The 17,991-nt window shown below is 43.7% G+C and carries 16 protein-coding genes; 12 read left to right on the top strand and 4 right to left on the bottom strand.

From position 1 onward, the window contains the following. The first annotated feature begins 22 nt into the window (after positions 1 to 22). Positions 23 to 532, top strand: a complete 510-nt coding sequence (locus LQ188_RS03820) for a hypothetical protein (RefSeq protein WP_098185024.1) — start codon at positions 23 to 25, stop codon at positions 530 to 532. Positions 533 to 561: 29 nt separating this feature from the next. Here the strand turns inward: LQ188_RS03820 and LQ188_RS03825 are convergent, their stop codons facing one another. After that, complete coding sequence (locus LQ188_RS03825; protein ID WP_061465772.1) at positions 562 to 747, bottom strand: 2-hydroxymuconate tautomerase; 186 nt, start codon at positions 745 to 747, stop codon at positions 562 to 564. Positions 748 to 887: 140 nt separating this feature from the next. Between LQ188_RS03825 and LQ188_RS03830 the strand changes: the two genes are divergently transcribed. Next, on the top strand, positions 888 to 1,562 hold the full coding sequence (locus tag LQ188_RS03830) for a site-2 protease family protein (RefSeq protein WP_230176100.1): 675 nt from the start codon (positions 888 to 890) through the stop codon (positions 1,560 to 1,562). 38 nt (positions 1,563 to 1,600) lie between these two features. Next, positions 1,601 to 2,110, top strand: coding sequence for a YwhD family protein (locus LQ188_RS03835; RefSeq protein ID WP_230176101.1), 510 nt, complete (start codon positions 1,601 to 1,603; stop codon positions 2,108 to 2,110). Positions 2,111 to 2,260: 150 nt separating this feature from the next. Here LQ188_RS03835 and LQ188_RS03840 read toward each other — a convergent pair whose 3' ends face one another. Beyond that, on the bottom strand, positions 2,261 to 4,330 hold the full coding sequence (locus tag LQ188_RS03840; protein ID WP_230176102.1) for a PBP1A family penicillin-binding protein: 2,070 nt from the start codon (positions 4,328 to 4,330) through the stop codon (positions 2,261 to 2,263). A 207-nt stretch (positions 4,331 to 4,537) separates the two neighbouring features. On the opposite strand from LQ188_RS03840, the gene speE reads away from it, so the two are divergent. From speE to argS, 4 genes are all read left to right on the top strand, one after another. Further along, complete coding sequence (speE, locus tag LQ188_RS03845) at positions 4,538 to 5,365, top strand: spermidine synthase (RefSeq protein WP_101223866.1); 828 nt, start codon at positions 4,538 to 4,540, stop codon at positions 5,363 to 5,365. Between the two features lie 14 nt (positions 5,366 to 5,379). Then, positions 5,380 to 6,258 carry an agmatinase gene (speB, locus tag LQ188_RS03850; protein ID WP_101223865.1) on the top strand — a complete coding sequence of 293 codons (879 nt, stop codon included), beginning with the start codon at positions 5,380 to 5,382 and terminating at the stop codon, positions 6,256 to 6,258. A 280-nt stretch (positions 6,259 to 6,538) separates the two neighbouring features. Next, positions 6,539 to 6,979: a DUF1934 domain-containing protein gene (locus tag LQ188_RS03855; RefSeq protein WP_101223864.1), complete on the top strand. Its 441-nt coding sequence runs from the start codon at positions 6,539 to 6,541 to the stop codon at positions 6,977 to 6,979. Between the two features lie 3 nt (positions 6,980 to 6,982). After that, entirely contained in the window at positions 6,983 to 8,653 is a 1,671-nt protein-coding gene (gene argS, locus LQ188_RS03860; RefSeq protein WP_230176103.1) for an arginine--tRNA ligase, read from the top strand. Between the two features lie 49 nt (positions 8,654 to 8,702). Here the strand turns inward: argS and uvsE are convergent, their stop codons facing one another. Beyond that, positions 8,703 to 9,656 (bottom strand): UV DNA damage repair endonuclease UvsE, encoded by a 954-nt coding sequence (uvsE, locus tag LQ188_RS03865; protein ID WP_101223862.1) that lies wholly within the window; start codon positions 9,654 to 9,656, stop codon positions 8,703 to 8,705. A gap of 29 nt (positions 9,657 to 9,685) precedes the next feature. Next, positions 9,686 to 10,888, bottom strand: coding sequence for a cardiolipin synthase (gene cls / locus LQ188_RS03870; protein ID WP_230176104.1), 1,203 nt, complete (start codon positions 10,886 to 10,888; stop codon positions 9,686 to 9,688). A 291-nt stretch (positions 10,889 to 11,179) separates the two neighbouring features. Here cls and LQ188_RS03875 point away from each other — a divergent pair, with 291 nt between their 5' ends. The 5 genes from LQ188_RS03875 to LQ188_RS03895 all read left to right on the top strand — a co-directional run bounded on the left by LQ188_RS03875 (position 11,180) and on the right by LQ188_RS03895 (position 17,927). Further along, entirely contained in the window at positions 11,180 to 13,309 is a 2,130-nt protein-coding gene (locus LQ188_RS03875; protein WP_230176264.1) for a (Fe-S)-binding protein, read from the top strand. Between the two features lie 200 nt (positions 13,310 to 13,509). Next, complete coding sequence (locus LQ188_RS03880) at positions 13,510 to 14,700, top strand: acetyl-CoA C-acetyltransferase (RefSeq protein ID WP_101223861.1); 1,191 nt, start codon at positions 13,510 to 13,512, stop codon at positions 14,698 to 14,700. 36 nt (positions 14,701 to 14,736) lie between these two features. After that, on the top strand, positions 14,737 to 15,588 hold the full coding sequence (locus LQ188_RS03885) for a 3-hydroxybutyryl-CoA dehydrogenase (protein ID WP_101223860.1): 852 nt from the start codon (positions 14,737 to 14,739) through the stop codon (positions 15,586 to 15,588). 35 nt (positions 15,589 to 15,623) lie between these two features. After that, complete coding sequence (locus LQ188_RS03890; RefSeq protein ID WP_230176105.1) at positions 15,624 to 16,760, top strand: acyl-CoA dehydrogenase; 1,137 nt, start codon at positions 15,624 to 15,626, stop codon at positions 16,758 to 16,760. A 27-nt stretch (positions 16,761 to 16,787) separates the two neighbouring features. Further along, positions 16,788 to 17,927, top strand: a complete 1,140-nt coding sequence (locus LQ188_RS03895) for an acyl-CoA dehydrogenase (protein WP_101223858.1) — start codon at positions 16,788 to 16,790, stop codon at positions 17,925 to 17,927. The last annotated feature ends 64 nt before the right edge of the window (positions 17,928 to 17,991 follow it).

Raw genomic sequence — 17,991 nt, forward strand, 5'->3', positions numbered from 1 at the left:
TTTTGGTGAGGAGTGACGAGCCTTGTTTAAGGATCATGCAAACATTATCAATGCAATTTCTACTGCCGGTGAAATCTCGGGTCGGAAAAAATTACAAAAGATCGTTTATATCGCGAAGAAGCTGTCCTTCCCATTTCATGAAAAGTTTCAGTTTCACTTTTATGGACCGTATTCGGAGGAGTTGACCTTACGTATTGAAGAGCTCTGCGAAATGGGCTACTTGAATGAAGTGAGGGAAAAAAAAGCAGGCTATTATCAATATTGTTATTCGATAACGGATGCAGGCCGGGATTTCCTATCCATACAGGAAGTGGAGATGCCGGCGCTTGAGGCATGCTTACAGGATATGAACGAACAGAATGCCAGGTTTTTGGAGCTGGTTTCAACGGTATTATACTTCGACACGCTTGAAAAAGAGGAAGTCACCGAGAAAATTTTCACGCTGAAAAGCAAACAAAAATATACGCTTGAAGAAATTGATGAGGCATATGAATATATTGAGCAGCTAAAAACAAAAGCTAAGCCGAATTGATGGCTTAGCTTTTCCCCATTATGTAAAACTTATTGATCGCTTTTACGGACACCGGCTACTGCTAAATGATTTTTTGACATTTCTTCAATGAAAATCGTCACGGCTTCAGCTGGTGCTCCAGTTGTTTCCGTAACGGCTGCAGTCACCTTTTCGACTAAAGCCTTTTTTTGTTCGTCTGTACGGCCTTCAAGCATTTTGACTGTTACATATGGCATCTATTTTTCCCCCCTTCCTCTCTTATCTTGTAGTGTTTCACAATGGAAAAAGAAATGCAAGACACGGAAGTCAGAGTTTTTTCACTTCTTGCTCTTTTGATGTATACTAACGGTAATAAACAATGGGGGAGAAGCTATCGATGGAATTCTTTGATCAAATAGGACGGTTTTTGGCTTATCCTTTGGAACAGCTTCCATATGTCATTGTGTCACTGTTAATCGCATTTACGGTTCATGAATTTTCCCATGCCTATGTGGCCTATAAGTTCGGTGACCCGACTGCAAAGAATGAAGGAAGAGTCACATTGAATCCGATTTCGCATTTGGATCCAATCGGAACTCTGTTGATATTGATAGCCGGATTTGGTTGGGCGAGACCCGTACCGGTTAATCGTTTTCATTTTAAGAATCCAAAATTGGCAGGGGTGCTCGTCTCTTTTGCCGGTCCGTTCAGTAATTTGCTTGTTGCAATTTTGGGGTACTTGATTTTTTATGGGTTGCTGGCGGCAGGCGTTGGACCTGATTTACCGTTCTTCGTTCAGCCATTCTTCGAGGTGCTCATCAACTTGAATATCCTTCTGTTTGTATTTAATCTGTTACCGCTGCCGCCGCTCGATGGTTATAGGATCGTACAGGATCTTGTTTCAGCTGACTTGCGGGCAAAAATGACCCAGTATGAACAATATGGCTCACTGATTTTTTTGATTCTGATCATCACACCGCTGAGCAAGTATACAATTGGCCCGATTTTGAACAATGTTGTACCATTGGTAGGCGACGTCCTGAGTCGGTTCTTTACACTTTTGCTTTTTTAAACGATAGGAAATGACAAACCATTAAGGGGGATATAAGCATGGATGAACAACCAAAGAAAAAGGTAGGCTTCAATATTATAAAAAACGACCCAACAGAAGGTCATGGCGGATATGGAGCAGGGGTATTAACGCTCGATAATATTTCCCCGGTCATCATCGATGTGGATGCAGGTGAAGCAGAGGTCGATATCGGCGCGATGCATGCAAGAAGTGCAGTGGAAAAAGGGATCAAGTTTTTAAAGACTAAAGAGGAGGTCCCGAATGCCAAACCTTACTGGCTTGTTTGGGTGACCATTGAAGCCACTCAAAATGGCCCGCACTATGCAGGTGTGACAGCATGTGAAATGATGGTTGACAGGTCAATTAGACGCGGTTACAAATCGCTCCCGGAGCATGTTAACCGGATGGATAAATCGCTAAAGCGAAAAATCATCGTCGAGGACATGGACGATAAATCAAAGCGTGTGCTTGCAGACTTCCTGAAAAATCATGATGCAGGAATGTGGGAGCGTTCTTCAGATCTGCTGAAGGAGTCATTGACGGTTTGAAACTCGATTAATGGGTGAAATGTTAAGTTTAGTGAAAAATGCACTTGTAGGAAAGCGATAAAATCAGTAAACTTAAAGACAGCAGTTTAGTCACTGTGGAACTAGGACAGAAAAACCCCCGAAGCCGCTGCCGGCTTCGGGGGTTTTTCGTTATCCCCAAGGTTTTAAGACTTTTTTGTACCATGGGGCCTTTTTATGTTCTTCTTCTTTTGGGGCATGTTTCGGATTCCCACCCTTAAAGTGCTCGGCACAGTATTCGACAGGTTCGGTCCCTTTAACATAATAAGTCAATCTTGATGCAGGACAGTCCTTTGTGGCCAATTTTCCGCTAACGGGGTTCACGTTTACCCCGATTACGTTTTTGGTTTCCTTAAACGATTTTGCCGGTTTCCCTTGCAGGCCCCTTTCCATATAGGAAGCCCAGATTTTCTTTGCATAGCCTTTTTCAGCAGGGATCTCGATTTTTTTACCTTGATCATATCCAGTCCATACCCCTGCTACAAGCTCCGGTGTGTAACCGATCATCCAGCTATCAGTCGGAGTGGAGCCTGATTTGCCGGCATATGGGCGGGACAGCTGGGAACTGATGGTGCTGCCGGTCACTTTCGTATAGCCATTTAAGGTTTCATCGAAAACCCCTGTAAGCATCTGGGTCATGACAAATGCCTTATCTTCATCCAAAATCTGTTCCGGTTTATCATTTTCATCAAAAATCACTTCACCTTTTTGATTTTCAACCTTTTTGATAAACACGGGTTCAACCTTCTTGCCGCCGTTAGCCAGAATGCTGTATGCGTTCACCATTTCAATCGCCCTTACACCTGACGTACCGAGTGCCAGGGAAGGAACCGCATCCATCTTTGCCGTGATGCCGAAACGGTGCGCGGTATCGACCAATGTCTGTTCCCCAAGGAACAAGTGCGTTTTTACGGCGAAGATATTATCGGAAAGAGCAATGGCCTGAGCCATCGTGATCTCGCCCTCCGCATATTGATGGTTGTAATTATGCGGTGTGTAAGATGAGTGACCATCATCGAAAGAAAATGTAGTTGTCTCGCTTTTTAAGGTGGTGGACGGTGTGAAACCATTCTCCAGAGCTGAATAGTATAGCAAGGGCTTCATGGTTGAACCAGGCTGGCGAACGGCCTGTGTTGCCCGATTGAATGGCGACTCGGAGTAATCTTTCCCTCCGACCAGCGCACGGACCTCTCCGGTTTCCGGATCCATTGCCACTATCGAGGCTTGAATGCCTGATGACTTGGGTATGGTATTGGAAAGAACTTCTTCGGCAGCGTCCTGCTGGGTTTCGTCCAGTGTTGTATAGACCTTAAGCCCGCCAAGCTCGATCGTCCTGTCATCTAAATGAAGCTGAGTTTTTAAAGCCTGCTTGACGGCATCCTGGAAATAGGAAGCGGTCTTCTTGGTGACCGTTCCGTGTTCCCCTTTTAATGTAAGGGATGTTCGCAGCGCTTCCGCGATATCCTTTTCTGAAACGTAGTTTTTGCTTTTCATGGATTGCAGGACGATTCTCTGCCTTGATTTGGCTTTTTCAAAGTTATCCAATGGAGAATAGTTTGACGGCCCTTTTGGTATTCCGGCCAGCATGCTCGCTTCAGGAAGAGTCAAATCCTTGGCATCCTTGCCAAAGTAATATTGACTTGCAGCTTGAGCTCCATACGCACCATGACCATAATAAATCGTATTTAAATAGCCTTCTAGAATTTCCTTTTTAGAGTAGTTCATTTCTAAACGTATCGTATAAAAGGCCTCATTAAATTTACGCGACCACGTTTTGTCATGCCCAAGAAACAGGTTCCTGGCATACTGTTGGGTAATGGTGCTCGCACCCTGGACTTTGGACATTGCCTTAATATCAGCAAGGATGGCTCCGCCGATCCGCTTTATATCAAATCCATTATGTGTGTAAAATTGACGGTCCTCAACGGCTACAGTCGCTTTGATGAGCTCTGGTGAAATCGACTCCATTCCGGCCCAATAACGTTTCTGGCCATTATCGGTTTCACCGATCACATTTCCATTATCACTATAATAGAGAGTGGACTGCGGCACGACCAAAGGAGGCGGACCTAATATTTTTGCATAAATCAGTAAAGAGAGAAGCAATACAAAGAGTATTGTGAGCCCGATTGTGGCAAGGATAATGAAGGCCCGTACATATTTAGTTGTCCTTTTAAATCGTTCGCTTGGAATCAATTCCATTGCTTTCACCTCTCTTATCACGTAAGAATCTAGTATCTATTACTATTATGGAAAAAAAAGAAAATTTTAAACATAAGAACTGCATTTAAGAAATTTATCTTGCAATTCTGCTAGATTCGTCTATAATTTTTCTAGCTAATGACTATACCGATTTTGGGGAACCTATAAGGTGACTGACAATATGAAATGGAAAAGGAGCGTTAATAAATGAGCATTTGGTTTACTGAAAAACAAACAGAGAATTTTGGTATTACGATGAAAGTGAATCGTACTTTACATACGGAGCAAACTGAGTTTCAAAAGCTGGATATGATTGAAACGGAAGAGTGGGGCAATATGCTGTTGCTGGATGACATGGTAATGACTTCACAGCGTGATGAATTCGTTTACCATGAAATGGTAGCCCATGTTCCTTTATTTACCCATCCTAATCCAGAAAACGTTTTGGTTGTAGGAGGAGGGGACGGAGGAGTTATCCGTGAAATCCTAAAACACCCAAGCGTAAAAAAAGCTACATTGGTGGATATCGATGGGAAAGTTATCGAATACTCAAAGAAATTCCTGCCTGAAATCGCAGGCATGCTTGAAGATCCGCGTGTAGACGTACAAGTTGGGGATGGCTTCATGCACATCGCCAAAAGTGAAAATGAATATGACGTGATCATGGTTGACTCGACTGAACCAGTCGGACCTGCTGTCAATTTATTCACTAAAGGTTTTTATGCCGGGATTTCCAAGGCTTTGAAAGAAGACGGGATTTTTGTGGCACAATCCGACAATCCTTGGTTTAAAGCGGACTTAATTCGTGATGTACAACGTGATGTAAAAGAAATATTTCCAATCACCAGCTTGTATTTAGCGAATATCCCGACGTACCCAAGCGGCCTTTGGGCGTTCACGATCGGATCGAAAAAATATAATCCATTAGAAGTGACTGAAGATCGTTTCCATGAATTAGAAACGAAATATTATACAAAAGAACTTCATAAAGCAGCTTTCGTTCTGCCTAAATTCGTTCAAGATTTAGTGAAATAAGGGAGGCATGGACCATGAAATTCGATGAAGCCTATTCAGGCAATGTATTCATTAAAAGCCATCCTGTTTTTGAGGAATCGGAAGCTGTGCTATACGGCATGCCGATGGACTGGACGGTAAGCTTCCGTCCGGGTTCCCGCTTCGGCCCTACCCGAATTCGTGAAGTTTCGATTGGTTTGGAAGAGTACAGCCCGTATTTAGATCGTGAATTAGAAGAAGTTAAATTCTTTGATGCCGGGGATATACCATTACCATTCGGCAATCCGCAGCGCAGTATCGATATGATTGAAAAATATGTCGACAGCTTGTTGGATGCAGGTAAGTTCCCAATAGGTATGGGAGGGGAACATCTTGTAACATGGCCTGTCATCAAAGCCATGTTCAAAAAGTATCCCGATATGGCCATCATCCATATGGATGCCCATACAGATTTACGTGAGGATTATGAAGGAGAGCCGCTTTCCCATGCGTCCATCATCCGTAAATCCGCAGAACTTATCGGCCCGAAAAATGTATACTCTTTCGGCATTCGTTCCGGTTTGAAGGAAGAATTCCAATGGGCGAAAGAAAATGGCATGCACATCTCTAAATTTGAAGTTCTTGAACCTCTGAAAGAAGTACTGCCGCAGTTAGCTGGCCGTCCTGTATATGTGACGATCGACATCGATGTTCTTGATCCTGCGCACGCGCCGGGAACAGGCACCGTAGATTGTGGAGGCATCACCTCCAAAGAGCTTTTAGCTTCGATTCATGAGATAGCACGGTCTGAAATTAATGTAGTCGGCTGCGATTTAGTAGAAGTGGCACCGATTTATGATCCATCCGAGCAAACTGCGAACACTGCGAGCAAGCTGATTCGCGAAATGATTTTAGGTTGGGTTCAAAAAGGTTAATGGATGTAAGACATGACTTGACTGTTCCTGTTTTTTGGCGGGAATGGTCTTTTTTTATCCATTCAGGGAAAGAATTTTACATCTGATGGACTCTATTTGAATAATTCCGCCCCGATGAGTCATTATTGTGTTAAATTCAAATGAATTGCAACAACATGATTTCGACAGTTTATCCTCACTTTTTTTGATTTACACTTTATTTTCCGCTCCAAGTTGAAACTTCCTTGAAGAATATTTATACTTATAAAGTTAAGAACGACATGATGAAGGAAGTGTAGCTTTGACTCTTCATGATATAGATAAGCAAGCGATTAAAGTGACTTTACAGACAAAAATCAAGCACGGCTCAGAAACGGAAACGTATGAGCTGGTCACATTTGGTACAAAAATGTATAAAGGTGCAGATTTATATTTGCAATATAAAGAGGAAAATGAAGCCGGTCAAACACAAACGACCATCAAGCACAAACTGGATGAAACGATCCTGCTTAGAAATGGTGCCATTAAAATGAGGCAGCTTTTCCGCCTGAAGGAAGCGACAAATGGACATTACGAAAGTATATATGGCAGGTTAGGGTTACGGACGACAGCGAAGAAGATACATCATCAATGGGATGAGCAGACCAAACAAGGGAAACTCGTCCTTAAATATACGTTACATATGCAGGGAAGCGAACCCGGTCAATATGAGATGACGATTTCCTACAAGGAGGAAGCATAGCGAATGAATATAGTAAAAGAGGTACAGGAAAAACTGAAAGAAGAGATTAAAGCGGCAGTCATTAAAGCTGGTTTAGCAACGGAAGAGCAGATTCCAAATGTTGTATTGGAGCTGCCAAGAGATAAGACACATGGAGATTATTCCACGAATATGGCCATGCAATTAACGAAGATTGCAAGGAAAGCACCAAAGATGATAGCAGAGGCAATCATCGAAAACTTTGACAACTCAAAAGCATCCATCGAAAAAATTGAAATTGCAGGACCGGGTTTCATCAACTTCTACATGAATAATGCCTATTTGACAGAATTGGTTCCGGTCATTTTGAAAGTGGATGAAGAATATGGGGAAAGTGACTTTGGAAAAGGGGAAAAAATCCAAGTGGAGTTCGTTTCCGCGAATCCAACCGGTGATCTCCATCTTGGTCATGCACGTGGTGCAGCAGTAGGTGATACGCTATGTAATATCCTCTCTAAAGCAGGTTACGATGTTTCACGTGAATACTATATCAATGATGCAGGAAACCAAATCAATAATTTGGCCATTTCCATAGAAGCCCGCTATTTCCAGGCACTTGGCCTCGAAAAGGATATGCCTGAGGGCGGTTATCATGGCGAAGATATCATTGGCATCGGTAAGACGCTTGCAAGTGAATATGGGGATAAATATGTAAATGCCGATGAGAAGGAACGTTTTGAATTTTTCCGTGAGTACGGCTTGAAATACGAAATGGAAAAACTGAAAACGGACTTGGGTAATTTCCGTGTCGGTTTTGATGTATGGTACTCCGAAACATCCCTCTATCAAGACGGTAAAATTGATGAAGCACTTAAAGTGTTGAGGGAAAGGGGCCATGTTTACGAGGAAGATGGTGCTACATGGTTCCGCTCTACGGAATTAGGCGATGATAAAGACCGGGTGCTTATTAAACAGGATGGGTCTTACACATATCTGACACCGGATATTGCTTATCACCGTAATAAATTGGAACGCGGCTTTGAAACACTAATCAATATCTGGGGTGCAGATCACCACGGCTATATCCCGCGTATGAAAGCGGCTATCGAAGCATTAGGGTACAATCGCGAGCAGCTTGAAGTCGAAATCATCCAGCTTGTACACCTGTACAAGGATGGCGAGAAAATGAAGATGAGCAAGCGTACAGGTAAAGCAGTTACGATGCGTGACCTTATTGATGAAGTAGGTCTGGATGCAACACGATATTTCTTTGCGATGAGAAGTGCGGATACTCATATGGACTTCGACTTGGATCTTGCGGTCTCACAATCCAATGAAAACCCGGTTTATTATGCACAGTATGCCCACGCCCGTATTTCCAGCATTTTGCGCCAAGGTGTGGAACAAGGGATCAGCTATGAAGGAGTAACTGATTTCTCTGCCCTATCTACTGAAAAAGAAGTGGAACTTTTGAAGAAATTAGGAGAATTCCCGCAGGCAATAGCGGAAGCAGCCGAAAAAAGGATGCCTCACCGCATGACGAATTATATATATGACCTGGCTTCTACATTCCACAGTTTCTATAATGCAGATAAGGTTCTGGATGTTGAAGAGATGGAAAGAAGTAAGGCACGTCTAGGACTGGTCAAATCCGTCCAAATTACTTTAAAGAATGCATTGGCCATCATCGGGGTTTCGGCACCGGAAAAAATGTAATGGAAAAAGCGGCTGTTTCTTGCGAAACAGCCGCTTTTTTTTAGGTTAATTAACACTCGACGGCACCGCCGCTCACCCTTTTTACACCACGAACCTTAGCTATATCTTCAATCAGCTGCAGCATCGCCCGGTCCTTCATCTTGGCCTCGATCATGAAATCAACGTCCTGTCCAAGATCCTTAAGCACTTTAAAGAGGGGCATGATGAACTCCAAATCGATATAATCTGCATGTGAGCGAAATTCACCTGCCGATTTTGGGGAGGAAATATGAATCTTTGGTACCGCCCCTGCCTGACTCCAAGTGGTGAACACCTCGGTGAGCAGCTCGTTAAGCGGCTCATCTGAAAGGTTTGCGAGATGATGGTGGTAATCGAATACAAGTGGGATGCCCTCCCTCTTACATACACCCAGGGTTTCAGATGCTGTATAGGTTTTATCATCATTCTCCAAAGTCATTCTTTCCTTGACGTGCATAGGCAGCGATTTAAGGTTGTCATGAACCCTTACAAGGGCGGACTCTTTATCACCATAAGCTCCACCGACATGGATATTGATGAAAGAGGTGTCCGCTATGCCCATTGCATCAAGCATTTTATAATGGAACTCCATATCTTTTACGGCATTTTGTGTAATCTCGGGTTTTGGGCTGGTAAATAGCGTAAACTGATTCGGATGAAAGCTGAGCCTCATCTTGTGTGCAGTGGCCCAATCGCCAAGCTGTTTCCACTCTTTTTTAAAAGGAGTAACGAAATCCCATTCTATTTCGGGATGTGTGGCTAAAGGAACAATGGAACTGGACATCCGGTATATTTCAATTTGGTGTGCCGTGTTATATTGAAGGACCCTTAAGGTATTTTCAATGTTCTGCCTGGTCACATCTAGGAGTTTTTCCTTTCCTTTTTCTGGGCCAAGTGTGCTATATCTCTTGAAAGTGAGTGTCTTAGCCGGAGAAGCTTCCCATAAACAGGTGGCATTGGATACGAATCCAAATCTAATTTTCATTATATTTTTTCTCCTTGAGCAACAGGTTGTCAAAGAAAAGGAGAAAGGATGGAAGCCAGCGATTCTTTTGCTGAACGGACTACATTCATGCTGGAAAGCTCGTCCCCGTTTAGCGGCTTGGATTCGGCCAGGTCCACTGCCAATTCCTTTTCTACACCTTTTATAAATGTCCGGTCAAATATGATGCAGTTTATTTCACTATTTAAAAAACAACTGCGTTTATCAAAATTAGCCGTACCGATATCACACATTATATCATCGATCAGTATCACTTTAGAATGGTAGAACCCTCTTTGAAATTGCATGATTTCAGCCCCGTCTTTTATTAGTGCCCGGAAATAGGGAAAAGAAGCTTCCTTGACAAGGGAGTGGTCTGAAATTTCAGGTACGATGACCGTAACGGAAACATTGCGTGCAAGTGCTTCCCTTAATTCTTGAAATAAAGTTTCACTGGGAATGAAGTATGGAGTCCCGATAATGATTTTCTTAGTGGCTTGACGAATCATGTGTGTCAGTGACTGTTCAAGATCACTGCCATTCGTGACGAAAACCTGATGTGCCTGCGTCCCGGGAGTCAATGTCGGGAAATAGGCAGGTGCTCCTCTGTAATCCTCATTTGTATCATAGAACCAATCCGAAAGAAAGACTTCCTGAAGGTCCTTTACACCCTCACCGGTCATTTTTAAATGGTAATCTCTCCATGGGTTCAACTTCTCCCCCTGGTTTATATACTCCTTACCGATATTAAAGCCGCCAAGATAGCCAATTTTTCCGTCTATCACCGTAATCTTACGGTGGTTTCTTTTTTGTATTGTATAGAAAAGGAAGGGGAGCTTCGGTTTAAAGCTGAAAGAAAAATGAACACCGCTTTCAGTCAGCTCCTGAATGGTTTGACGGGACATCTTTTTACTTCCTATCCAATCGACTAAAAGCCGCACTTCCACGCCCGCTTCCGCTTTTGACTGCAGTAACTTCAAAAAGTCCTTGCTGAATTTATCATTTTTTACTATATAAAAAAGGATATGGATGGAATCCTGAGCTTGCCTGACTTCCTCAATATAATCTTCAAACAGGATTTTCCCTGATGTGAATACAGTCATTTCGCTTCTCCGAGGCGGATATTTAATGTTGGTTGTGTGCTTCAAATAACGCTTATGCCCTACCTTAAGATCAACCCAGCACCAAGAGAAGATCAATAAAAATATAGAGGCAATCGTAGTGATTATCTTCAAAAAAAATCCCCCCTAAATGATTATATTTAGTTTGGCTCTAATTCCCTGTCAGTAACCATTAAAAAGCGGAGAAAGGGTCCTCATTTTTTCAGAATGAAGAAGGGTAATACACAGAATTGTCGAATTAATAATCAAGTAACCGAAAAATTAAATTGATTTAGAAAGAAAAAAGTTGACTGAATGCTCATTCATTATATAATGGAGTTAATCAAATTTCAGAAAAATGCCAAATTTCCCATAATGGTTCCTGGCATTTTACAATTTACTAAAGAGGGGGAAAGATGCATGGAAATGAATGGCCTACTGTGGATCAACTTAGTTGCATTCCTGCTTGTAACCGCTTACGCCGCCGGTTTATTTGTCTATTTGATAAAGACTCGTATAGCTTATATAAAACTTGGCAAAAAAGTGGAATTCGATAACCGTGTGAAGGATCGTCTTGTTAAAATTGGGGTTTATGTATTTGGACAGAAGAAGCTCTTTAAAGATAAAAAGAGCGGGATCATTCATGCCTTGTTATTTTATGGTTTCATCTTAGTGCAATTTGGCGCACTTGACTTTTTCGTTAAAGGCTTAAGACCGGGTTGGCATTTACCGTTTGGCCCTGTTTATCCGGCCTTTACTTTCTTCCAGGAAATTGTGACGCTTACCGTTCTTGTTGCAATCCTATGGGCGGCATACCGTCGTTATGTCGAAAAGCTCGTTCGCTTGAAAAGGGATTTCAAAGCAGGCCTGGTTGTCATCTTCATTACCGGAATCATGATTACCGTATTGCTGGGGAATGGAATGGGTATGATCTGGCATGGACACGATGCAACTTGGTCTGAGCCAGTCGCATCAAGCATCGCTTTCCTATTCGGCTGGATGGGGACAACAGCGGCAACCGTCGTTTTTTATGTAGCTTGGTGGCTGCATTTACTGATCATATTATCTTTCCTTGTTTATATCCCGCAATCTAAGCACGCTCACTTGATTGCCGGTCCGGTAAATGTATTCCTGAATCGCCTGGACAATCCCGGGAAATTGAAACCGGTAGATTTGGAAGAAGAGATTCTCGACAAAGAAGGAAATCAATATTATGGTGCCAAATATATCGAAGACTTGACGCAATATCAAATGGTGGACCTCTATGCCTGTGTGGAGTGCGGGCGCTGTACGAATATGTGCCCTGCTACAGGTACCGGTAAAATGCTGTCACCGATGGATATCATAATCAAGATGCGTGACCATTTAACAAATACAGGCGCTGCCGTTACTACGAAGCAGCCATGGGTGCCATCTTTTGTTTTTGGGAATACGAAAGGGAATAAGATCGCTTTGGCTGGTGCCGCGCAGGGGGCGCAGGAATCAGCTGCAGCAACAGAAGCTTACAGTCCGAGCCTGATTGGCGAAGTCATTACGGAAGAAGAACTTTGGGCTTGTACCACATGCCGGAACTGTGAAGATCAATGCCCGGTAATGAATGAACATGTTGACAAAATCATCGATATGCGCCGTTATCTAGTGTTGACGGAAGGCAGACTTGATCCTGATGCGCAACGTGCCATGACGAATATTGAGCGTCAAGGGAACCCGTGGGGACTGAATCGTAAAGAGAGAGAAGATTGGCGAAGCCTTCGGGAAGATGTCAGCGTCCCAACCGTAAAGGAATTAAAAAAGGCAGACGAAGAATTCGAGTATTTATTTTGGGTGGGTTCAATGGGGTCGTATGATAACCGGAGCCAGAAGATTGCCCTTTCCTTTGCTAAATTGTTGAATGAAGCAGGCGTTAAATTTGCAATTCTCGGAAATAAGGAGAAAAACTCAGGGGATACTCCGCGTCGATTGGGTAATGAGTTTGTTTTCCAGGAGCTTGCAATGAAAAATATAGAAGAATTCCAGAAGAATGAAATCAGGAAAATCGTTACGATCGATCCGCATGCATACAATATCTTTAAGAATGAGTATCCGGATTTTGGCTTGGAAGCTGAAGTGTATCACCATACTGAATTGTTAGCCAAACTTGTCAGTGAAGGCAGGTTGGTCCCTCAGTATCCTGTTAATGAGACGATTACATTCCACGATTCCTGTTACTTGGGAAGGTACAATGAAGTTTACAGCCCGCCGCGTGAAATCTTGCAATCCATTGCTGGTGTGAAACTTATTGAAATGGAGCGTAACCGTGAAAAGGGTATGTGCTGTGGAGCAGGAGGCGGTTTGATGTGGATGGAAGAGGAAACAGGAAATCGCATTAATGTGGCCCGTACCGAACAAGCTCTGGCCGTCAGTCCAACAGTGATCAGTTCAGGATGTCCTTATTGCCTGACCATGCTATCCGATGGGACGAAAGCAAAAGAGGTTGAGGAGAATGTTAAAACGTATGATGTAGCAGAACTGCTCGAAAAAGCGGTCATTGGTGAAAACAAATCGATTGCCTCTTAATTTAAATTGAATTGCCTGCTTCTTTTATAAAAGATGAAACAAAAGGGAGCAGGCAATTTTTTTCAATATTTATAAACTAAATATTTTCATTTTTGAGAAAAATGTGTAATATATTATAATATTAAGCGCTTACAACACTATTTTTTTAACTCCAAATTGAGCGAGCGTTCAATCAATGTTACTTATAGGGGGAAATAATGATGGCGAAAACAGTGATTATTAGCGGTGTGAGAACACCTTTTGGTAAATTTGGCGGTGGCCTTAGCAGTTTGACGGCATCACAGCTTGGTGGAATAGCAATCAAAGAGGCACTTGTTCGGGCAGGGATTGAAGGCAGCCAAGTAGATGAGGTCATCATGGGGAATGTGCTTCAGGCTGGCCAAGGCCAAATACCGTCCCGCCAGGCAGCCCGCCATGCTGGATTGCCATGGGAAGTGAAAACGGAAACCATTAATAAAGTATGCGCATCAGGACTTCGCAGTGTGACATTGGCTGATCAGATCATTCGTTTAGGTGAAGAAGAAATCATTGTTGCAGGCGGAATGGAATCGATGAGCAATGCTCCTTATATCCTTCCGAAAGCAAGGTGGGGCCTAAGGATGGGTGATGGAGAGCTTAAGGATACGATGATTTCGGATGGACTTAGCTGCAGCTTTACGGGTGTGCATATGGGGACTTACGGAAACAGTACTGCCGAGGACCTTGAAATCTCCCGTGAGGAACAGGATAGCTGGGCTTACGAAAGTCATCAAAAAGCGATAAAAGCAATCGATGGCGGTATCCTTGCAGAAGAAATCATTTCCGTACAGGTGCCTGTGCGGAAAGGCGAGCCAATTACCGTTGAACATGATGAAGCCCCAAGAAAAGATACCTCTGCCGGGAAGTTAGCTAAATTAGGTCCAGCTTTCAGTAATGAGGGGACCATTACGGCAGGTAATGCACCAGGTGTCAATGATGGGGCAGGTGCACTCGTATTGATGAGTGAGGAACGAGCGGAAAAGGAAGGGAAAACGCCTTTTGCCTATATTTTAGCTCATGCAGAAGTGGCAGTGGAAGCAAAGGACTTCCCTAAAACGCCAGGTTTGGTCATAAATGAACTCCTGAAGAAGACAGGTAAATCGATAGAGGAAATTGATTTGTTTGAAGTGAACGAAGCATTTGCTGCGGTTGCGCTGGCCAGTGGGAAAATTGCCAACATCGAGCCGGGAAAAGTGAATGTAAACGGAGGGGCTGTAGCATTAGGTCACCCGATCGGGGCGAGTGGTGCCCGCATCATCATTACGCTGATGCATGAACTGAAACGCCGCGGAGGGGGATTGGGCATCGCAGCGATCTGCAGTGGCGGCGGTCAGGGAGATGCCATTTTAATTGAAGTGCCTAAGCAAGGATAATAGTTTCATAGATAGATACATGAGGAGGGATTTTTCATGGGCATTCAAAAAGTGATGGTCATTGGTGCTGGACAGATGGGATCTGGCATTGCCCAGGTCTGTGCAATGAGCGGTTATGAAGTTCTTTTACATGATTTAAAAGATGAATATGTAGAAAAGGGGTTAGGGACAATTACCAAGAACCTTTCCCGGCAGGTTGAAAAAGGAAAATTGGAAGCTGAAGAAAAAGGTGCAATCCTTTCCCGGCTGACTTCATCGACGGATTTAAATAATGCGGCTGCGGTGGATTTAGTGATTGAAGCTGCAGTGGAAAACATGGAAATAAAAACAAAAATATTCGCCGATTTGGATGAAATCACGCCACAACACGTCATTCTTGCATCCAATACTTCTTCGCTTCCGATTACCGAGATAGCCGCTGCCACGAAAAGGCCGGAAAAGGTAATTGGCATGCACTTTATGAACCCCGTTCCAGTCATGAAGCTGGTTGAGATCATCCGTGGCCTGGCTACAGCGGATGAGGTTTATAAAGAAGTTGAAGAGATGGCTGAATCCTTGAACAAGGTACCGGTGGAAGTTAATGATTTTCCAGGTTTTGTAGCGAACCGGATTTTGATGCCGATGATCAATGAGGCCATCTATACCCTTTATGAAGGCGTCGCCACTAAAGAGGCGATTGACGACGTGATGAAGCTGGGAATGAACCATCCGATGGGCCCGCTTACGCTAGCTGACTTCATTGGACTGGACACATGCCTGTATATAATGGAAACGCTTCACCAAGGTCTCGGAGACGATAAATACCGACCGTGTCCGCTGTTAAGGAAATATGTAAAGGCTGGATGGCTAGGCAAGAAATCAGGACGGGGCTTTTACGAATATAACTAATCTTAGAAAGATGTGCAGCTAGGGAGGGATGAAGGGTGGATTTCAAGTTTACAGAAGAACAGGAAATGATGCGGAAAATGGTAAGCGCTTTTGCGGAGAATGAGATTACCCCTCATATCGAGGCAATGGAAACAGGCGTGTTTCCAAAAACGATTCTGCAAAAAATGGGTAAGCTTGGTTTGATGGGAATCCCGATTTCAGAAGAATACGGTGGCGCGGGTATGGACTTCATGTCTTATATCATCGCCATCAATGAGATTTCCAAAGTTAGTCCAACTCTCGGTGTCATACTGTCCGTTCATACTTCTGTTGGAACAAATCCAATCGTTTATTTTGGAACGGAAGAGCAGAAGCGGAAGTATGTGCCTAAGTTAGCCGCTGGTATATATTTAGGCGCCTTTTGCTTGACTGAGCAAAGCTCAGGTTCCGATGCTGCGAGTTTGAAATCGAAGGCAGTGGCAGTAAAGGAAGTCGGAAGATATCGAATAAATGGGTCCAAGGTTTTTATCACCAATGGCGGGGAAGCGGATGTATTCATTGTTTTTGCTTCAACCGACCCTCAGAAGGGAAGCAAGGGAATCTCTGCTTTTATTGTAGAAAAAGGGACGCCAGGCTTAATCATCGGTAAAGATGAACGTAAAATGGGCCTTCATGGCTCGAGCACCGTACAGGTGACGTTCGAGGATATGAAAGTGCCTGCAGTCAATCTCCTTGGAAAAGAAGGAGAAGGCTTTAAGATCGCAATGGCCAACTTGGATGCTGGAAGGATAGGCATTGCTGCTCAAGCGCTGGGAATTGCAGAAGGCGCCATGGAACATGCTGTCAAATATGCAAAAGACAGAGTTCAATTCGGCAAACCTATTGCAGCACAACAGGGGATTGGTTTCAAGCTTGCTGAAATGGCAACGAGTATAGAAGCTTCAAGGTTACTTGTCTATCGAGCGGCGTATTTACGCTCACAGGGATTGAAGTGCGGTAAAGAGGCGGCAATGGCTAAGCTATTCGCTTCGAGGACGGCTGTTGATGTGGCGATAGAAGCAGTCCAGGTGTTCGGAGGCTATGGATACACGACGGAATATCCTGTCGAACGCTATTTCAGGGATGCAAAGGTAACTGAAATTTATGAGGGTACCAGCGAAATACAGAGGATGGTCATCAGTAAGAATCTCTAATTCACGAAATGCTTAGGAGGCATAGACATGCAATTTAAACTAACGGAAGAACATGAAATGATCAGGAAAATGGTGCGCGATTTTGCCCAGAATGAAGTGGCTCCGACAGCTGCCGAGAGGGATGAAGAAGAACGATTCGACCGTGAAATCTTCGATAAAATGGCCGAACTTGGATTGACTGGGATTCCTTGGCCTGAGGAATACGGCGGTATTGGAAGTGATTATTTAGCGTATTGCATAGCGATTGAGGAACTTTCCCGCGTTTGCGCTTCCACTGGGGTGACTTTATCAGCCCATACTTCCCTTGCAGGATGGCCAATATATAAGTTTGGATCTGAAGAGCAAAAACAAAAATACCTTCGTCCAATGGCACAGGGTGAAAAAATCGGTGCATATGGGCTGACCGAGCCTAGCTCAGGCTCTGATGCAGGCGGTATGAGAACGACTGCTAAGCTTGTAGGTGATGAATATATTATCAGCGGTTCAAAAATCTTCATTACGAACGGCGGGATTGCGGATACATATGTCGTCTTTGCATTGACGGATCCAGAATCCAAACAAAAAGGAACGAGTGCCTTTATCGTTGAAAAGGACTTCCCGGGTTTTAGTGTCGGCAAAAAAGAGAAGAAGCTTGGAATCCGTTCATCACCGACCACGGAAATCATTTTTGATGAATGCCGAGTGCCTAAAGAAAATCTCCTTGGAAAAGAAGGAGAGGGCTTTAAAATAGCGATGATGACGCTAGATGGCGGCCGTAATGGGATTGCAGCCCAGGCAGTGGGCATAGCCCAAGGTGCATTGGATGCCGCAGTTGATTATGCAAAAGAGCGCGTCCAATTCGGCAAGCCGATTTCTGCACAGCAAGGAATCGGTTTTAAATTGGCGGATATGGCAACGGGTGTTGAAGCTTCAAGGCTATTAACCTATCAGGCTGCCTGGTTAGAATCAGTGGGCCTTCCTTATGGAAAAGAGTCGGCCATGTCCAAACTTTTTGCTGGAGATACAGCCATGAAAGTGACGACAGAAGCCGTGCAGGTCTTTGGAGGTTATGGATATACAAAGGATTATCCTGTAGAACGGTATATGCGTGATGCGAAAATCACCCAAATCTATGAAGGTACACAGGAAATTCAAAAGCTGGTCATCTCACGGATGATTACTAAATAGGATTGAAATTGAGGTTTTCCGATGAGGCATTGCCTTTACCGGAATTCCCTTTTCAATTTCTTTA

It is taken from the genome of Peribacillus sp. Bi134 (genome assembly GCF_918698065.1).
Lineage (GTDB): Bacteria > Bacillota > Bacilli > Bacillales > DSM-1321 > Peribacillus.

Coding starts and splice junctions, on each gene's coding strand:
- LQ188_RS03840 (WP_230176102.1), bottom strand. CDS start 4,330: ATGGAATTGATTCCAAGCGAACGATTTAAAAGGACAACTAAATATGTA.
- LQ188_RS03875 (WP_230176264.1), top strand. CDS start 11,180: ATGAATGGCCTACTGTGGATCAACTTAGTTGCATTCCTGCTTGTAACC.
- LQ188_RS03835 (WP_230176101.1), top strand. CDS start 1,601: ATGGATGAACAACCAAAGAAAAAGGTAGGCTTCAATATTATAAAAAAC.
- speB (WP_101223865.1), top strand. CDS start 5,380: ATGAAATTCGATGAAGCCTATTCAGGCAATGTATTCATTAAAAGCCAT.
- speE (WP_101223866.1), top strand. CDS start 4,538: ATGAGCATTTGGTTTACTGAAAAACAAACAGAGAATTTTGGTATTACG.
- uvsE (WP_101223862.1), bottom strand. CDS start 9,656: ATGAAAATTAGATTTGGATTCGTATCCAATGCCACCTGTTTATGGGAA.
- argS (WP_230176103.1), top strand. CDS start 6,983: ATGAATATAGTAAAAGAGGTACAGGAAAAACTGAAAGAAGAGATTAAA.
- LQ188_RS03830 (WP_230176100.1), top strand. CDS start 888: ATGGAATTCTTTGATCAAATAGGACGGTTTTTGGCTTATCCTTTGGAA.
- LQ188_RS03895 (WP_101223858.1), top strand. CDS start 16,788: ATGCAATTTAAACTAACGGAAGAACATGAAATGATCAGGAAAATGGTG.
- LQ188_RS03880 (WP_101223861.1), top strand. CDS start 13,510: ATGGCGAAAACAGTGATTATTAGCGGTGTGAGAACACCTTTTGGTAAA.
- LQ188_RS03825 (WP_061465772.1), bottom strand. CDS start 747: ATGCCATATGTAACAGTCAAAATGCTTGAAGGCCGTACAGACGAACAA.
- LQ188_RS03885 (WP_101223860.1), top strand. CDS start 14,737: ATGGGCATTCAAAAAGTGATGGTCATTGGTGCTGGACAGATGGGATCT.